Source organism: Burkholderia mycopellens (genome assembly GCF_964265025.1).
In the GTDB taxonomy this organism is placed as follows: Bacteria; Pseudomonadota; Gammaproteobacteria; order Burkholderiales; family Burkholderiaceae; genus Burkholderia.
Window position 1 is genome coordinate 3,313,298 of sequence record NZ_OZ183802.1, and the last position, 15,031, is coordinate 3,328,328.

A 15,031-nucleotide genomic window follows, 5' to 3' on the forward strand; every position below is an offset into this window, starting at 1 on the left:
CCGCGCGGATGGCAACCGCCTCCGCGCGGCGGGTTTCATCCGGTGATCGTCCCGGTGGCCTGCGACGCGATCAGTTTCGGCTGCGGCGTGCACAGGCATTGGCACAGGTCGTGTTCGAGCGCGACGACCTTGCCCATCACGGTCATCGTCCGCTCGCCGCCGTCGGACACGATCACGCCCGGCGACTTGCAGGCGGCGCAGAACACCGGTGCGCCGAGATAGGCGAGTTCGCGTCCGTCGAACGACGAATTGGCAATCCCTTCGAGCACGACGCCGCCGTGGTCGGTCGTGTCGCCCTTCAGAATGAATTTGCGGCTCATGTTGTCGGTTCTTCCCTCGGAAATGCCGTGCAACGCGGCAGCGCGCAGGCAGTCGGAATCCGCCCGTCGGTCGCGGGCGTCCCGCGAGCATATCACCGCCCGCCGCAGCCGCTCCACCGGATCAGGACCCATGCCGTATGGCGACGCGAGCCGCCGTTCAGACGAATAACGCGATACACAGCGCAGCACCGCACAGATATGTGCCGAGCGCGCCGACGAAACGCACGGGATTCGGGCTGGCCATCGTCGGCCACGCGAGCAAGCCGATCACGAGCAGGCAACGGCACGCGGTCGCCGCGACGATCAGTGCCAGGATCGCGCGCGATGGATCGTGTGTGCCGAAGTAGAGAAACAGCACCGCGAGAAACGGCGCGTATTCGGCCGTGTTGCCGTGCGCGCGCACGATCTTGTGCAACCCGTTCGTCGGATCGGGCGCACATCCGCAACCGGTGGTGCACCGGAAGCGCGTGGCGGAGACGACGAGCCCGAGCCCGAACAGCAGCAGCCCAAGGGTGGCCGTACAACCAAGCGCGACGGGATGGATCGGCATGGGACTCCCGGCAAAAGCGGACATGCGCGGCACATCCGGCGGTCGTACCCGTGGCCGACACGCGCGGCTATCACGGAAACCCGCAGCAGCATCGCTCGCCGGACACAATTTTACGGTCGGGTTCCGATCCTAATTGTCGCGGCGCCGCCCCGCACGAAACCGGTGCATTGCCCGCCTGCCCGGCCGTTCGGGCCTGCCCGCCGACACACCCGCCATCCGGGTGACCCGGCACGGCACGCGCAAACGTTACGCTGCGACCGCATGCGCCACCGCAACGCAACGCGGGTTACAGCGCGTCGCAGGCACGCCCGTTGCGGCGACGCATCTCGGTAGTGAACGCCCTTGGCAGCCCGCTGCGGAGGACTACACTAATCCTTAATGGGGTGCGGCCGGAGCCCGCGCCTTCAGGGAGACGCCGCCATGAATCGGCCGCTGAATCGTATCCTGCCGCGCGTGACCGGTCCCGCATCGGTCTGGACGTGGGTCAAGTGGTCTTTGCTGGCCGCGCTGCTGATCGCCTTGGCGATCGTTGCGCGACTCGTGCAGAGCGAGATCGAAACGTCCCGGCTGCAGGCGCGCTACCTGTCCGAGCTCACCCGCGACGTCGGCTACACGGTCGAGACGGGCCCGAGCGATCACATCCGCTTTCCCGCGAACGGCCCGTACGACCAGCGCCTCGGCTACGCGATGATTCCGGCATTCCAGGAGCGGCTGCTCGCGCGCGGCTTCGTCGTCGGCAAGCAGGCGCGCGATTCGCAGCGAATGCTGTCGCTCGGCGATCGCGGGCTGTTCCTCCCGTTCGAAGAGAAGGACCAGGCCGGCCTGATGCTGTTCGACTCGACCGGCGCGCCGCTGTTCGCGACCGTGTTCCCGCAGCGCGTCTACGCCGACTTCGACATGGTGCCGCGCGTGGTCACCGATTCGCTGCTGTTCATCGAGGATCGCTACCTGCTCGACGCGAACGAGCCGAACCGCAACCCGGCGATCGACTGGGGGCGTTTCAGCCGCGCGCTGGCCGACCAGGCGCTGCACGTCGTCAACCGCCATCAGGCGCGCCCGGGCGGCAGCACGCTCGCGACGCAGATCGAGAAGTTCCGCCATTCGCCCGAGGGCCGCACCGCGACGCCGCCCGAGAAGCTGCGGCAGATCGCGTCCGCATCGGTGCGCGCGTACCTGAACGGCCCGCAGACGATGCTCGCGCGCCGCACCATCGTCGTGCGCTACCTGAACTCGGTACCGCTCGCCGCACGGCCGCATATCGGCGAAATCACCGGCATCGGCGACGGTCTCGCCGCGTGGTACGGCCGCGACTTCAACGAAGCGAACCGGATCCTGTCCGCGCCGACGACCGGCGACAACGTCGACGAACAAGGCAAGACGTTCCGCGAAGTGCTGTCGCTGATCATCGCGCAGCGCGCGCCGTCATACTTCCTCAACCGCGGCTATCCGGCGCTGCAGAAGCTGACCGACAGCTACCTGCGGCTGCTGTCGAACGGCGGCGTGATCTCGCCCGCGCTGCGCGACGCCGCGCTTGACGCGAAGATCGAACGCAGCGCGCCGCCGGCCGTCGCGCACGTACAGTCGTTCGTGTCGCGCAAGGCCGTGACGTCCGCTCGCGCGTCGCTGCTGTCGGCGCTCGGCATCAGCGACCTGTACCAGCTCGACCAGTTCGACCTGCAGGCGACCAGCACGCTCGACAACGGCGTGCAGCAGGCGGTCGCCGAACGGCTCGCCCAGGCGTCGACACGCGCCGGCGCGCAGGCAGCCGGCCTGTATGGCTTCGAGATGCTCGCGCCGAAGGACGACCCGTCGCACCTCACGTACAGCTTCACGCTGTACGAACACCGCAACGGCGCAAACCTGCTGCGCGTGCAGACCGACAGCGTGAACGAGCCGTTCGACGTCAATCGCGGCGGCCGCATCAACCTCGGCTCGACCGCGAAGCTGCGTACGCTGATCACCTACCTGCAGATCGTGTCCGACCTGCATGCGCGTTACGCGAACCTGTCGAACACGGAACTGGCCCGCGTGAAGCCCGACCCGATCGACGGGCTGTCGCACTGGGCGCTCGACTACCTGTCGCATACGCGCGACCGCTCGCTGCAGGCGATGCTCGACGCGGCCGTCGAACGCAAGTATTCGGCAAGCCCCGACGTGTTCTACACGGGCGGCGGCGCGCAGGTATTCTCGAACTTCGAGAAGTCGGACAACGGCCGCATCATGACGCTGCACACGGCGTTCGAGCACTCGGTGAACCTCGTGTTCGTGCGGCTGATGCGCGACATCGTCCACTACGAGATGTTGCAGGCGGCCGGCCCGTCGTCGTCGTGGCTCGGCGATCCCGAGCAGCGCCAGCATTACCTGCGGCAGTTCGTCGACGGCGAAAGCCAGGTCTACGTGAAGCGCTACTACACGCGCTATGCGGGCAAGGCGCCCGATGATGCGCTCGCGCTGCTGCTGAAGGACGTGCGCAAGTCGCCGCCGAAGATCGCGACGGTGCTGCGCAGCGTCGCGCCGAACGAATCGCTCGCGTGGTTCGACGCGCAGATGCGCGTGCAACTGAAGGGCACGCCCGCCGCGACGCTGTCCGACGACGACCTCGCCAGGCTTTACGCGAAGTACGCGATCGACCGCTTCAACCTCAACGATCGCGGCTACATCGCGAGCGTGCATCCGCTCGCGCTGTGGACCCTCAACTACCTGCGCGCGCACCCGGCGGCGTCGCTCGCCGACGTCCAGCGCGACAGCCGCGATGCGCGTTTCTACACGTACTCGTGGCTGTACAAGACGCGCTACCACGCGACCCAGGACCGCCGCATCCGCCGCATGGTCGAGCTGCGCGCATACGCGGAAATCACGAAGTCGTGGCGCGCGCTCGGCTATCCGTTCGCGGAAGTCACGCCGTCGTACGCGGCCGCGATTGGCGCCTCGGGCGACCAGCCCGACGCACTCGCGAAACTGATCGGCCTGATCGCAAACGGCGGCCAGAAAGCGCCGACCGAGACGATCACGCGCCTCGACTTCGCGAAGGGCACGCCGTATGAAACGCGCTTCGTGCGCGCGGTCGCCCAGCCGCAGCCGATGCTGTCGCCGGAGATCGTCAACGTGGCGCACACGCTGCTGCGCGACGTCGTGCTCAACGGCACCGCGCGCCGCCTCGCGGGTGGCTTCACGCTGCCCGACGGCAAGACGCTCGACGTGTACGGCAAGACGGGGACCGGCGACCAGCGCTTCAACGTCTATGCGCGCGGCGCGCGGCTGATCGAATCGCGCAAGGTGAACCGCAGCGGCACCTTCGTGTTCGTGCTCGGCGACCGGTTCTTCGGGGTCCTGACCGCAACGGCGCACGAGCCGTATGCGGCGCGCTACGACTTCACGAGCGCGATGGCCGTGCAGTTGCTGAAGTCGATGGCCCCGGCGCTCGCGCCGCTGATCGAACGCCCGGCCGGCGCGCGCACCGCGGGCCCCGCCCCGCAGGCGGAAACGCCCGCGCCGGGTGCCGCTGCCGCACAACCGTCCTGACGGCCGCGCGTCGGGGCCCTGCCCAAACCAGGGAAAACGCCCCTCCCGGTCAGGACATCTCGATCCGTGCGCGCGTCACCGCGAGCAGCGCCGCCATCGCGCGGCGCGCCCCCTCCTCGTCGCGCACGCGGATCGCGTCGCTGACGGCCTTGTGCTCGGCGAGCGACGCGTTGTACACGTCCGCGCGGCGTGCATTCAGATGCAGTTGCGCCTCGAGCGTGCGATCGATCAGCGTGCCGAGCGGCACCAGCAGCTCGTTGCCGCCGGCCTCGAGCACGCCCAGGTGAAAGCGCAGGTCGGCGCGCACCCATTCGTCGACGTTGCGCGCGGCGGCCATCGCACGCGCCGCGTCGTCGATCGCGTCGAACGTGTCCGGCGTATGCATGCGCGCGGCGAGCGCGGCCGCGTACGGCTCGACCATCTCGCGCATCTCCTGCAGCTTCAGCGCGAACGCGAGCGGCGGCGCGACACGCGCGTACCAGTCGAGCAGGTCGGCATCGAGCAGGTTCCACACGCCGCGCGGCCGCACGCGCGTGCCGATCTTCGGCCGCGACTCGACGAGCCCCTTCGACGTGAGCGTACGCAGCGCCTCGCGCATCACCGTGCGGCTCACGCCGTACATCTCCATCAGGTCGGGCTCCCTCGGCAGCAGCGATTCGGGCGGGTAGTCGCCGCGCAGGATCGCCGTCGCAAGCCGGAAGGCCGTCTCTCCATGCAGGTCGCGTCGAATGATCGTTCTCCGTTATGCCGGTACCCCGGTGGGCCGGTGGGCCGGCTGCCCACTATCTGCACAATAGTGCTATTAATACTATTTTTTATCGGGCTACGCTAGGATAACCGTGAAAGCACGCGACCTTGCGCTGCGCCCGAGCGCCCGCGCCGGTCAATCCAGGAGACCCGCATCGTGAAAATCACCCGCCTCGAAACCTTCGTCGTCCCGCCGCGCTGGCTGTTCCTCAAGATCGAAACCGACGAGGGCATCATCGGCTGGGGCGAGCCGGTCGTCGAAGGCCGCGCACACACGGTCGAGGCCGCCGTGCAGGAGCTGGCCGACTACCTCGTCGGCCGCGATCCGCTGCTGATCGAGGATCACTGGCAGGTGATGTACCGCGCGGGCTTCTACCGCGGCGGCCCGATCATGATGAGCGCGATCGCGGGCGTCGACCAGGCGCTGTGGGACATCAAGGGCAAGCACCACGGCGTACCCGTGCATGCACTGCTCGGCGGCCAGGTGCGCGATCGCATCAAGGTGTATTCATGGATCGGCGGCGACCGGCCGAGCGACGTCGCGAACAATGCGCGCGCGGTGGTCGAGCGCGGCTTCAAGGCCGTGAAGATGAACGGCTCCGAGGAACTGCAGATCGTCGATACCTACGACAAGGTCGAGCAGGTGATCGCGAACGTCGCGGCGGTGCGCGACTCGGTCGGCCCGCACGTCGGGATCGGCGTCGACTTCCACGGCCGCGTGCACAAGCCGATGGCGAAGGTGCTCGCGAAGGAGCTCGACCCGTACAAGCTGATGTTCATCGAGGAGCCGGTGCTGTCGGAAAACGCCGAGGCGCTGCGCGACATCGTCAACCAGACCAACACGCCGATCGCGCTCGGCGAGCGGCTCTACTCGCGCTGGGATTTCAAGCACATCCTTGCAGGCGGCTACGTCGACATCATCCAGCCCGACGCGTCGCACGCGGGCGGCATCACCGAGTGCCGCAAGATCGCGACGCTCGCGGAGAGCTACGACGTCGCGCTCGCGCTGCACTGCCCGCTCGGCCCGATCGCACTCGCCGCGTGCCTGCAGCTCGACGCGGTCAGCTACAACGCGTTCATCCAGGAGCAGAGCCTCGGCATCCACTACAACCAGGGCAACGACCTGCTCGACTATCTGCGCAACCCCGAGGTGTTCCGCTACGAGGACGGCTTCGTCGCGATCCCGCAGGGCCCGGGGCTCGGCATCGACGTGAACGAGGAGAAGGTGCGCGAGATGGCGAAGACGGGGCACCGCTGGCGCAACCCGGTGTGGCGTCACGCGGACGGCAGCGTCGCCGAGTGGTGAACGCGATGCGCGGCGCGCGCGGCAAGTATCGATTCGAGAACGGCTGCCCGACAGGCAGCCGTTCTTGCATGCGCAGGGCGACCTCCGGCACGTGTCGGGTGCGGGACGGCGGCCTTGCGCCGCGCCGCACAAGCCCTGCCGTCAGCCGAGGGCCGCGAACCCCGGCACGCTGAACGACAGCACGGCGGCCGCGACGAACACGCCGATCATCGTCAGCGCTTCGAGATGCAGGATATTGCGGAACGTGTGCGCATCCTCGGTCGATGCGGTGCGGCGCAGGCGCGGCAGCGCCGCGAAGCGGTTCAGGCCGCCGAGCACGAGCGCAAGCGCGACGAGCAGCAGCTTCAGCAGCAACACGCGCCCCCACGTGCTGCCGTCGAGCGGCGCGAGCGAACCGCCGAGCCCGCGGATCGCGTTGAGCGCGCCGGTGCCGAGCACGAAGACGACCGCGACGATCGACGTACGCGACAGGTGCTGGCCGATGCGGATCAGCGCACCACGCGCGACCGACGAACCGAGCGCCGGCAGCACCGCGAGCCCGCCCGCGAGCACGAGGCCGCCCCACACGGCCGTCGCGAGCAGGTGCAGCGTCTGCACGCCGACCGCGGCGGACAGCGCACCCGTATCGGCCGCGTGGCCGAGCGACGCCTTGCCGGCCGCGACCACGATCACCGCGAGCCACAGCACCGCGTGTGCAACCGGGCCCTCCGGCTTCGCGAGCGAGACGATCGCGAGCACCACGGCGCCGGCGAACGCGACGCTCCATGCGAAGCCCGTATGCGTCTGCGTCAGCATGACTGGAATCGCGGCGAACGCGCCGCCGAGCCCCGCCCCGCTCATCGTCGCGGCCTCGTAGACGAGCCAGCCGAGATCCGCGAGTACCAGCGCCAGCACCGCCGCGACCAGCGAATGTTGCGCGCGCAGCCACGCGGGATGCGACGGCGCGACGACCGGACGTGCACCGTCCTTGCCGAGCCATGCCTTGAGCAGCGCCGAGCCGACCGCCATCGCGAACGCGGCGTCCATCAGCGCCGCGAGCGCGACCTGACCGACCCACAAGCTGTCGAACTTCATCGCGCACACCCTCCCGAAAGCGGCAGGCCGACGAAGCGGCGGCAACGGGACGGACAGCGTGAGGAAGGCAACGGCACGGTAGAAAACGTCATCGATGAATCCGGAAACGGGAGAAATGACTGGACCTGCGGCGGAGGCGGCGCCGCGCGACCCGCGAGTGTACGGTCTTCGATGGTGAAAACGCACGCCGGTTCACACCGACGCGTCGCAATGCGCGTCAAATTGTCGCAAGTCGCAAACGGACAGGAACCGATGTCCTTTTGCCAAATAGCCGTCATTACCCATCGATGATAGAATGCCGCGTCGCAGCAGCCCGGCTGCCCTGCCGTCATGCGCCGAGCCGATCGTAGCCCGGACAACAGGTCCCCGTCGAATAAACATGGAGTCTCGTGTGTCTTCAAGACGCCTCTTCCGTCCGCTGCTCGCCGTTCTGATGTTCGGCGGCGCGGGCCTTATGAGCGCTGCCCAAGCGCAGACCAAGCCCACGGAGCAAGCGCACGCCCAGCAGGCGCCGCTCAAGGCACCCGATACCATGGCCGAGCGCGTGCGCGGCTGTACGGCCTGCCACGGCGTCCATGGCCAGGGCACGGACAACGACTACTTCCCGCGTCTTGCCGGCAAACCGGCCGAGTACCTGTACAACCAGCTCGTCAACTTCCGTGACGGCCGGCGCAAGTACCCGCCGATGAACTACCTGCTGACGTACCTGAACGACGATTACCTGAAGGAAATCGCCGAGCACTTCTCGGCCGAACGTCCGCCGTACCCGACGCCGGCGAAGCCGACGCTGCCGGCCGCGACGCTCGCACGCGGCAAGCAGCTCGTCACGCAGGGCGACCCGTCCCGCAAGCTGCCGGCCTGCGTGGCCTGCCACGGCGCAGGGCTGACCGGCATGCAGCCGGCGATCCCGGGCCTCGTCGGCCTGCACGCCGATTACCTGAGCGCGCAGCTCGGCGCATGGCGCTCGGGCAACCGCCATGCGAAGGCGCCCGATTGCATGCACGACATCGCGTCGAAGCTTTCCGACGAAGACGTGACGGCCGTGACCGCATGGCTCGCCGCGCAACCGGCGCCCGCCAACCCCGTGCCGGCTCCGGCGCGTTCGATGAAGACTCCGCTCGCCTGCGGCAGCGAACCGCAATAAGGCAAGGGAGACAGACACAATGAAACGCAAGTCCCTGTTTGCACTCTCGGCCGTCGCGATCGTCGCGGCTGCCGCCCTCGTGCCGGTCCTGTGGCCGGGCAACGACACGCTGCACGGCGCCTCCGCCGTCGCGGCCACGCCGGCCGACCAGGCCGCGCTGATCAAGAAGGGCGAATACCTCGCGCGCGTCGGCGACTGTATCGCGTGTCACACCGTGCGCGGCGGCAAGCCGTTCGCGGGTGGCCTGCCGATGGCGACGCCGTTCGGCACGATGTACACGCCGAACATCACGCCGGACGACAAGGACGGCATCGGCAAGTGGACGTCGGACGACTTCTACCGCGCGATGCACACCGGTCGTTCGAAGGACGGCAGCCTGCTCTACCCGGGCTTCCCGTTCGCGAGCTACACGAAGGTCACCCGCGCGGATTCCGACGCGATCTACGCTTACCTGCGCTCGGTCGCGCCGGTGTCGGTGCCGAGCCGTCCGCACGAACTGAAGTTCCCGTTCAACAACCGCAACCTGCTGATCGGCTGGCGCACGCTGTTCTTCAAGGAAGGTGAGTACAAGCCGGATCCGACCAAGTCGGTCGAATGGAACCGCGGTGCCTACCTCGTCGAAGGCCTCGGCCACTGCTCGATGTGCCACACGTCGATCAACATGATGGGCGGCCCGGTGAACTCGTCGGCGTTCGCAGGCGGCCTGATCCCGCTGCAGAACTGGTACGCGCCGTCGCTGACGAACGACAAGGAACTCGGCCTCGGCGACTGGCACGTGCAGGAGCTGTCCGACCTGCTGCAGGCCGGCGTGTCGCAGAAGGGCGCCGTGTTCGGCCCGATGGCGGACGTGGTTCACAACAGCCTGCAGTACATGACCGACGAAGATACGCGCGCGATGTCGACGTACCTGAAGTCGATCCCGCAGAAGGCTGAAGCGCCGAAGAACATGCAGTACGAGCCGTCGAAGCAGTTCGGCAATGCGCTGTTCGAGCAAGGCAAGAAGATCTACGCCGACAACTGCGCGACCTGCCACGCCGCAACCGGTGCGGGCAAGCCGCCGGCGTATCCGCCGCTCGCGGGCAACCACTCGATCGTGATGGAATCGGCGGTCAACCCGATCCGCATGGTGCTGAATGGTGGCTATCCGCCGAGCACGTTCAAGAATCCACGTCCGTACGGGATGCCGCCGTTCGCACAGTCGCTGTCGAACCAGGAAGTCGCAGCCGTAGTAACGTATATCCGGATGTCGTGGGGCAACAACGGTACGCCGATCTCGCCGCAACAGGTGAGCGACCTGCGTTCCGCGCCGCTTGACTAAATAACGCGTGATGCAAACGGGGCGCGGCTGCGGGAAACCGCAGCCGCGCCCCTTTGCTTTTTGCGACGCCAGTCCCCGCGCGGGCCGCGCGAGGTGTCGCCGATCATAAAACTCAAGAGTGGTATCTATGTCTTTCGAATCTCTCGGCCTGGCCGAACCGCTTGTCAAGGCGGTCAACGAGCTCGGCTATACGTCGCCGACTCCGATCCAGCAGCAGGCGATCCCTGCAGTCCTCGGCGGCGGCGACCTGCTCGCCGGCGCACAAACGGGCACCGGCAAGACCGCCGGCTTCACGCTGCCGATCCTGCAACGCCTGCATACTTTTTACGCAGAGCATCGCGGTGCGAAGCGCGCGGTGCGCGCGCTGATCCTCACGCCGACGCGCGAACTCGCCGCCCAGGTCGAGGAAAGCGTGCGTGCGTACAGCAAGTACCTGAAGCTGCGCTCCACCGTGATGTTCGGCGGCGTCAGCATCAATCCGCAGATCGATGCGCTCAAGCGCGGCGTCGACATCGTCGTCGCGACGCCGGGCCGCCTGCTCGATCACATGCAGCAGAAGACGATCGACCTGTCGGACCTCGACATCCTCGTGCTCGACGAAGCCGACCGGATGCTCGACATGGGCTTCATCCACGACATCAAGCGCGTGCTCGCGAAGCTGCCGCCGCAGCGCCAGAACCTGCTGTTCTCGGCCACCTTCTCCGATGAGATCAAGGCGCTCGCCGACAGCCTGCTCGACTCGCCCGCGCTGATCGAGGTCGCACGCCGCAACACGACCGCCGAAAGCGTCGCGCAGAAGATCCACCCGGTCGACCGCGACCGCAAGCGCGAACTGCTCACGCACCTGATCCGCGAACACAACTGGTTCCAGGTGCTCGTGTTCACGCGCACGAAGCACGGCGCGAACCGGCTTGCCGAGCAGCTGACGAAGGACGGCATCAGCGCGATGGCGATCCACGGCAACAAGAGCCAGTCGGCCCGCACGCGCGCGCTGGCGGAGTTCAAGAACAGCACGCTGCAGGTGCTCGTCGCGACCGATATCGCCGCGCGCGGGATCGACATCGACCAGTTGCCGCACGTCGTCAACTTCGACCTGCCGAACGTGCCGGAAGACTACGTGCACCGGATCGGCCGCACGGGCCGCGCGGGCGCGACCGGCGAAGCCGTGTCGCTCGTGTGCGTCGACGAAAAGCAGCTGCTGCGCGATATCGAGCGGCTGATCAAGCGCGAGATTCCGCAGGAAGTGATCGCGGGCTTCGAACCCGATCCGAACGCGAAGCCGGAGCCGATCCAGCAGCGCCGCGGGCAGCAGCAGCCGCGCGGCGGCGGCGGTGGCGGCGGCAATCGCCAGCCGCGCGCAGGCGGCTCAGGCCAGCCGGCCGCGAAACGCGACGGCAACGCGCAACCGAAGGCGTCTCAACCGAAGGCGTCTCAACCGAAGGCATCGCAGCAGAAGGCCGCGAAGCCGCGCACGCAGGGGCAAGGCGGCGCCGGCGGCAGCGGCGGGCGTCCGGCTGGCGGCGGCAACAGCGCACGCCCGGCAAACGGCAACGCCGCGCACGCGAACCGCAACCGTTCGTCGCGCAGCGGCCAGCGCGGTCACTGAAGCCGCGCGGCTGCGCGCCGCAGGTGCTCGACCTGGCGTTGCCAGCGCGCGAGCACCGCGGCGCGCTCCCCCTCCAGCGTGAACGTGACCCCTGTCGCGAGACGCGCATAGCCCACCCGCTGCGCATCGCCCTGCGCGATCGTCGCAGCGAATCCGGCCAGTCCGCCGAAGTCTCCTTCGAGCGGCTCCACCCTCAATTGCGCCTGCAAGAACGCGCCGTCCGCGACGAGCGTCAACGCGGCCGTACGCCGTTGCGCAATCGCGCGCGCCGCGCGCGATTGCGGCCAGAGCGCCAGCAGCAGCGTGCGCGCATCGTGTGCATAGATTTCGCCGACGCCGAGCAGCGTCGTGCGCAACTGGCCGTCGTCGGTCGCGACGATCAGCGATGCGGCGAAGTCGGCATGACGCTCGAGCGCAGTGCCGTCGAACAACGCAACGACGGCCGGCGGCCACGCATCGAACGTCCATTGTTCGAGCGCGTGGCGATGGGTATCGGTCATGATGGCGGGGCCCCGGTGGTGAGCGGATGAAAAAGCCGCAGCATACGCGCGACGGGCCGCGCCGCGGTGGTCAGCGCAGGAACACGTGCCGCGTGATCTTCGTGAGCGGATAGTGGACGCCCGGCTGGATCTTCGCGGGCAGGTCGAGCGGCTTGAGCAGCATCTTCACGCACATGTCGGCCGACAGGTTGCGCCGCACCAGCGTGCTGATGCGCGCGGCGCGCTCACGGTTGTACTGGCTGTCGCCGACACGATCCGGATAGCGGACCGCGAACACGTGGCGCAGCGCGATCTCGGAATCCTCGTTCTTGATTTCCATCACGCGGCGCGCCAGCGCGCCGAGCACCGCGAGCCGGCCATTGCCTTCGAGCTGGTTGTACTTCTTGAAGAACTTGAAGAAGTGCTTGTAGTGGCGCACTTCGTCCGTGCGGATGTTGTCGGTGATTTCCTTCAGCACGGGCTCGTCCGAGCACTCGTTGATCGCGCGATAGAGCGTGGCCGTGCCCGTCTCGACGACGCAGCGCGCGACCATCTCGAGCGCGCGGGTCTTCTCGAACGCCTCGACCTTGCAGGTCTTCGAATACTCGGCGAAGAAATTCGCGAACGCGGTATCCCAGTCGAACTCCGGCCACACGTGCGCGATGTACGCCTTCAGCGCGCGCCCGTGCTGCAATTCTTCGTGCTCCCATGCATTGTTGAGCCATGCGGAGACTTCCGGATCGTCGTTGAAGAACTGGCTCAGATTGCTCGTGTAGAGATCCGAGCCGCTTTCGATGAACGACGACGCGCACAGCAGCAGCAACAGATCCTCGTTCGCGGCGGCACGCTGACGATCGATCCGGTTCAGGTCGATGTCCTCGATGCGCCACGGCATCACATGCGTCGTTTTGGTGTCCATGGTAGTGCGCTCCCAGTCGTCGCGCGGGGGCCGGCCCATGCCTTCGGCACAGGCGCCAAACGACCCGCAGGCGGCGCTTTACTTGCGTTTATAGTGGATTGGTCCGGCCGAACCATGCTGGCATCTTAGCCGGACTTTGACGTTCGTGCTCCAGATCACTGACCATACCCGACAAGCGCAGTTCCACGGCGTCTGTTGCCGTTCGTTAGACGAGTCCTTCAAACCGCTTGCGCCCGCCCGGTGATACGGGCTGCCGCAAACGCAACGGGCGGCCATTCGGCCGCCCGCGAAGCGCACGAAATGCCGGCGAAGGCCGGCGGCAATCCGTCAGAAACCGGCCGCCAGACCGTCACGCCGGCTGTCGCTCGCGGCCACGTAGCCGCGCTCGCGATCGTCGCGATCGAGACGCCAGATGAACTGCCCCGAACCGAAATCCATGTAAGGATCGTCGATCGACTTGATCGTATGGCCGCGTGCGGCCAGCGCATCGACGGTCGCGCGATTCATCGTAGCCTCGACGTCGAGCGTGAAGTCGCGATTGACCTTCCAGCGCGGCGCATCGCAGGCCGCCTGCGGTTGCTGCCCGTAGCCGAGCATCCGCACGACAGTTTGCAGGTGCCCTTGCGGCTGCATGTCGCCGCCCATCACGCCGAAGCTCATCACGGCCTCGGTGCGGCCATCGACCTCCTCCGTGACGAACGCCGGGATGATCGTGTGGAACGGCCGCTTGCCGCCTGCGACGACGTTCGGCGAGGCCGGATCCATCGAGAAGCCGTGCCCGCGGTTCTGCAGCGCGATGCCGGTGCCGGGCACGACGAGCCCCGAACCGAAGCCCATGTAGTTCGACTGGATGAAGCTCACCATCATCCCGCGCTCGTCGGCCGCCGACAGGTAGACCGTGCCGCCCGAATGCGGCCGGCCGGCGCCGAAATGCGTCGCACGCGCGGGATCGATCAGCTTCGCGCGTTCGGCGAGATACGCATCGTCGAGCATCTGTTCGGGCGTGACTTCCATCGCGCGCGGATCGGCGACATAGCGATAGACATCGGCGAACGCGAGCTTCATCGCCTCGATCTGCAGATGCTGCGAGTCGGCCGAGTCGACTGGCCATTCGGTCACGCCCGCGTGCTCGGCGATCCCGAGAGCGATCAGCGCGGCGATGCCCTGCCCGTTCGGCGGAATCTCGTGGATCGTGTGACGGCCGAAGCGCTTGCCGATCGGCTCGACCCATTCGGGCCGGTAAGCATGCAGGTCGGCCGCGGTCAGCGCGCCACCGCCTTCGCGGGAGAACGCGGCGATGCGCTCGGCGAGCGCACCTTCGTAGAACGCGCGGGCACCTTCCTTCTGCAGCGTGCGCAACGTCTGCGCATGGCCCGGCAGGCACATGCGCTCGCCCACCTGCGGTGCGCGGCCGTGCGGCATGAAGGTGTCCGCGAAACCCGGCAGCCCCTCGAGTTCCGGCACCGCGGCCGCCCACTTGTGCGCGACGATCGGCGGCACCGCATAGCCACGCTCCGCGATCTCGATCGCCGGTTCGAGCAGGTCCGCGAACGGCAGCGAACCGAACTTCGCATGCAGCGCTTCCCAGCCCGCGATCACGCCCGGCACGGTGACGGTGTCCCAGCCGCGCGTCGGCTTGTTCGCGATGCCGTTGGCCGCCTCGCCGTGGCGCTTGCGGAAATAGTCGACGTTCCATGCGGCCGGCGCGACGCCCGACGCGTTCAGCCCGGACAGCCGCTCGCCGTCCCACACGAGCGCGAACGCGTCGCCGCCGAGCCCGCATGACACGGGCTCGACGACCGTGATCGCGGCGGCGGCGGCCAGCGCCGCGTCGACCGCGTTGCCGCCCTTCCACAGCATCCGCAGCCCGGCCTGCGCGGCGAGCGGGTGCGACGTCGACACGACGTTGCGCGCGAACACCGGAATGCGGGTCGTCGGATACGGGTTGTGCCAGTTGAAGCCAGTCATCGATTCCACCTCGTCGAAAGCTGAATGAACGCGCCGGACGCGCGCCCGCGTGCGCGGGCAAGCCATCATTGCAGCGCG

The 15,031-nt window shown here is 67.8% G+C and carries 12 protein-coding genes; 5 read left to right on the forward strand and 7 right to left on the reverse strand.

Annotated elements, in window-relative coordinates; translation table 11 throughout:
* Window positions 1-35: 35 nt before the first annotated feature.
* Window positions 36-320, reverse strand: a complete 285-nt coding sequence (locus ACPTTC_RS15455) for a PAAR domain-containing protein (protein WP_048242675.1) — start codon at window positions 318-320, stop codon at window positions 36-38.
* A gap of 157 nt (window positions 321-477) precedes the next feature.
* A complete protein-coding gene (locus ACPTTC_RS15460) occupies window positions 478-870 on the reverse strand; it encodes an MAPEG family protein (RefSeq protein ID WP_423392977.1) in 393 nt (130 codons plus the stop codon).
* A 420-nt stretch (window positions 871-1,290) separates the two neighbouring features.
* Between ACPTTC_RS15460 and ACPTTC_RS15465 the strand changes: the two genes are divergently transcribed.
* Entirely contained in the window at window positions 1,291-4,392 is a 3,102-nt protein-coding gene (locus ACPTTC_RS15465; protein WP_423392978.1) for a transglycosylase domain-containing protein, read from the forward strand.
* 49 nt (window positions 4,393-4,441) lie between these two features.
* On the opposite strand, the gene ACPTTC_RS15470 is transcribed toward ACPTTC_RS15465, so the two are convergent.
* Entirely contained in the window at window positions 4,442-5,074 is a 633-nt protein-coding gene (locus ACPTTC_RS15470) for a FadR/GntR family transcriptional regulator (RefSeq protein WP_423393368.1), read from the reverse strand.
* A 222-nt stretch (window positions 5,075-5,296) separates the two neighbouring features.
* Here ACPTTC_RS15470 and dgoD point away from each other — a divergent pair, with 222 nt between their 5' ends.
* Complete coding sequence (dgoD, locus tag ACPTTC_RS15475; RefSeq protein WP_423392979.1) at window positions 5,297-6,445, forward strand: galactonate dehydratase; 1,149 nt, start codon at window positions 5,297-5,299, stop codon at window positions 6,443-6,445.
* A 141-nt stretch (window positions 6,446-6,586) separates the two neighbouring features.
* On the opposite strand, the gene ACPTTC_RS15480 is transcribed toward dgoD, so the two are convergent.
* Window positions 6,587-7,519: a CopD family protein gene (locus ACPTTC_RS15480; protein ID WP_423392980.1), complete on the reverse strand. Its 933-nt coding sequence runs from the start codon at window positions 7,517-7,519 to the stop codon at window positions 6,587-6,589.
* A gap of 379 nt (window positions 7,520-7,898) precedes the next feature.
* Between ACPTTC_RS15480 and ACPTTC_RS15485 the strand changes: the two genes are divergently transcribed.
* The 3 genes from ACPTTC_RS15485 to ACPTTC_RS15495 all read left to right on the forward strand — a co-directional run bounded on the left by ACPTTC_RS15485 (window position 7,899) and on the right by ACPTTC_RS15495 (window position 11,587).
* A complete protein-coding gene (locus ACPTTC_RS15485; protein WP_175956418.1) occupies window positions 7,899-8,663 on the forward strand; it encodes a c-type cytochrome in 765 nt (254 codons plus the stop codon).
* Between the two features lie 19 nt (window positions 8,664-8,682).
* Window positions 8,683-9,981 carry a c-type cytochrome gene (locus ACPTTC_RS15490; protein WP_423392981.1) on the forward strand — a complete coding sequence of 433 codons (1,299 nt, stop codon included), beginning with the start codon at window positions 8,683-8,685 and terminating at the stop codon, window positions 9,979-9,981.
* 127 nt (window positions 9,982-10,108) lie between these two features.
* On the forward strand, window positions 10,109-11,587 hold the full coding sequence (locus ACPTTC_RS15495; RefSeq protein ID WP_423392982.1) for a DEAD/DEAH box helicase: 1,479 nt from the start codon (window positions 10,109-10,111) through the stop codon (window positions 11,585-11,587).
* Here the strand turns inward: ACPTTC_RS15495 and ACPTTC_RS15500 are convergent.
* The 3 genes from ACPTTC_RS15500 to ACPTTC_RS15510 all read right to left on the reverse strand — a co-directional run bounded on the left by ACPTTC_RS15500 (window position 11,581) and on the right by ACPTTC_RS15510 (window position 14,953).
* On the reverse strand, window positions 11,581-12,087 hold the full coding sequence (locus ACPTTC_RS15500; RefSeq protein ID WP_423392983.1) for a hypothetical protein: 507 nt from the start codon (window positions 12,085-12,087) through the stop codon (window positions 11,581-11,583). The two genes, ACPTTC_RS15495 and ACPTTC_RS15500, sit on opposite strands and share 7 nt — an antisense overlap.
* A gap of 70 nt (window positions 12,088-12,157) precedes the next feature.
* Complete coding sequence (locus tag ACPTTC_RS15505; RefSeq protein ID WP_011353107.1) at window positions 12,158-12,985, reverse strand: ferritin-like domain-containing protein; 828 nt, start codon at window positions 12,983-12,985, stop codon at window positions 12,158-12,160.
* A 327-nt stretch (window positions 12,986-13,312) separates the two neighbouring features.
* The gene (locus tag ACPTTC_RS15510) at window positions 13,313-14,953 is read right to left on the reverse strand and encodes a gamma-glutamyltransferase family protein (protein ID WP_423392984.1); all 1,641 of its coding nucleotides are present in this window, start codon (window positions 14,951-14,953) and stop codon (window positions 13,313-13,315) included.
* Between the last annotated feature and the right edge of the window lie 78 nt (window positions 14,954-15,031).

Excerpts from the sequence above, each read along its gene's own strand:
- ACPTTC_RS15455 (WP_048242675.1), bottom strand. The coding sequence starts at position 320 with ATGAGCCGCAAATTCATTCTGAAGGGCGACACGACCGACCACGGCGGC.
- ACPTTC_RS15460 (WP_423392977.1), bottom strand. The coding sequence starts at position 870 with ATGCCGATCCATCCCGTCGCGCTTGGTTGTACGGCCACCCTTGGGCTG.
- ACPTTC_RS15465 (WP_423392978.1), top strand. The coding sequence starts at position 1,291 with ATGAATCGGCCGCTGAATCGTATCCTGCCGCGCGTGACCGGTCCCGCA.
- ACPTTC_RS15480 (WP_423392980.1), bottom strand. The coding sequence starts at position 7,519 with ATGAAGTTCGACAGCTTGTGGGTCGGTCAGGTCGCGCTCGCGGCGCTG.
- ACPTTC_RS15485 (WP_175956418.1), top strand. The coding sequence starts at position 7,899 with ATGGAGTCTCGTGTGTCTTCAAGACGCCTCTTCCGTCCGCTGCTCGCC.
- ACPTTC_RS15490 (WP_423392981.1), top strand. The coding sequence starts at position 8,683 with ATGAAACGCAAGTCCCTGTTTGCACTCTCGGCCGTCGCGATCGTCGCG.
- ACPTTC_RS15495 (WP_423392982.1), top strand. The coding sequence starts at position 10,109 with ATGTCTTTCGAATCTCTCGGCCTGGCCGAACCGCTTGTCAAGGCGGTC.
- ACPTTC_RS15500 (WP_423392983.1), bottom strand. The coding sequence starts at position 12,087 with ATGACCGATACCCATCGCCACGCGCTCGAACAATGGACGTTCGATGCG.
- ACPTTC_RS15505 (WP_011353107.1), bottom strand. The coding sequence starts at position 12,985 with ATGGACACCAAAACGACGCATGTGATGCCGTGGCGCATCGAGGACATC.
- ACPTTC_RS15510 (WP_423392984.1), bottom strand. The coding sequence starts at position 14,953 with ATGACTGGCTTCAACTGGCACAACCCGTATCCGACGACCCGCATTCCG.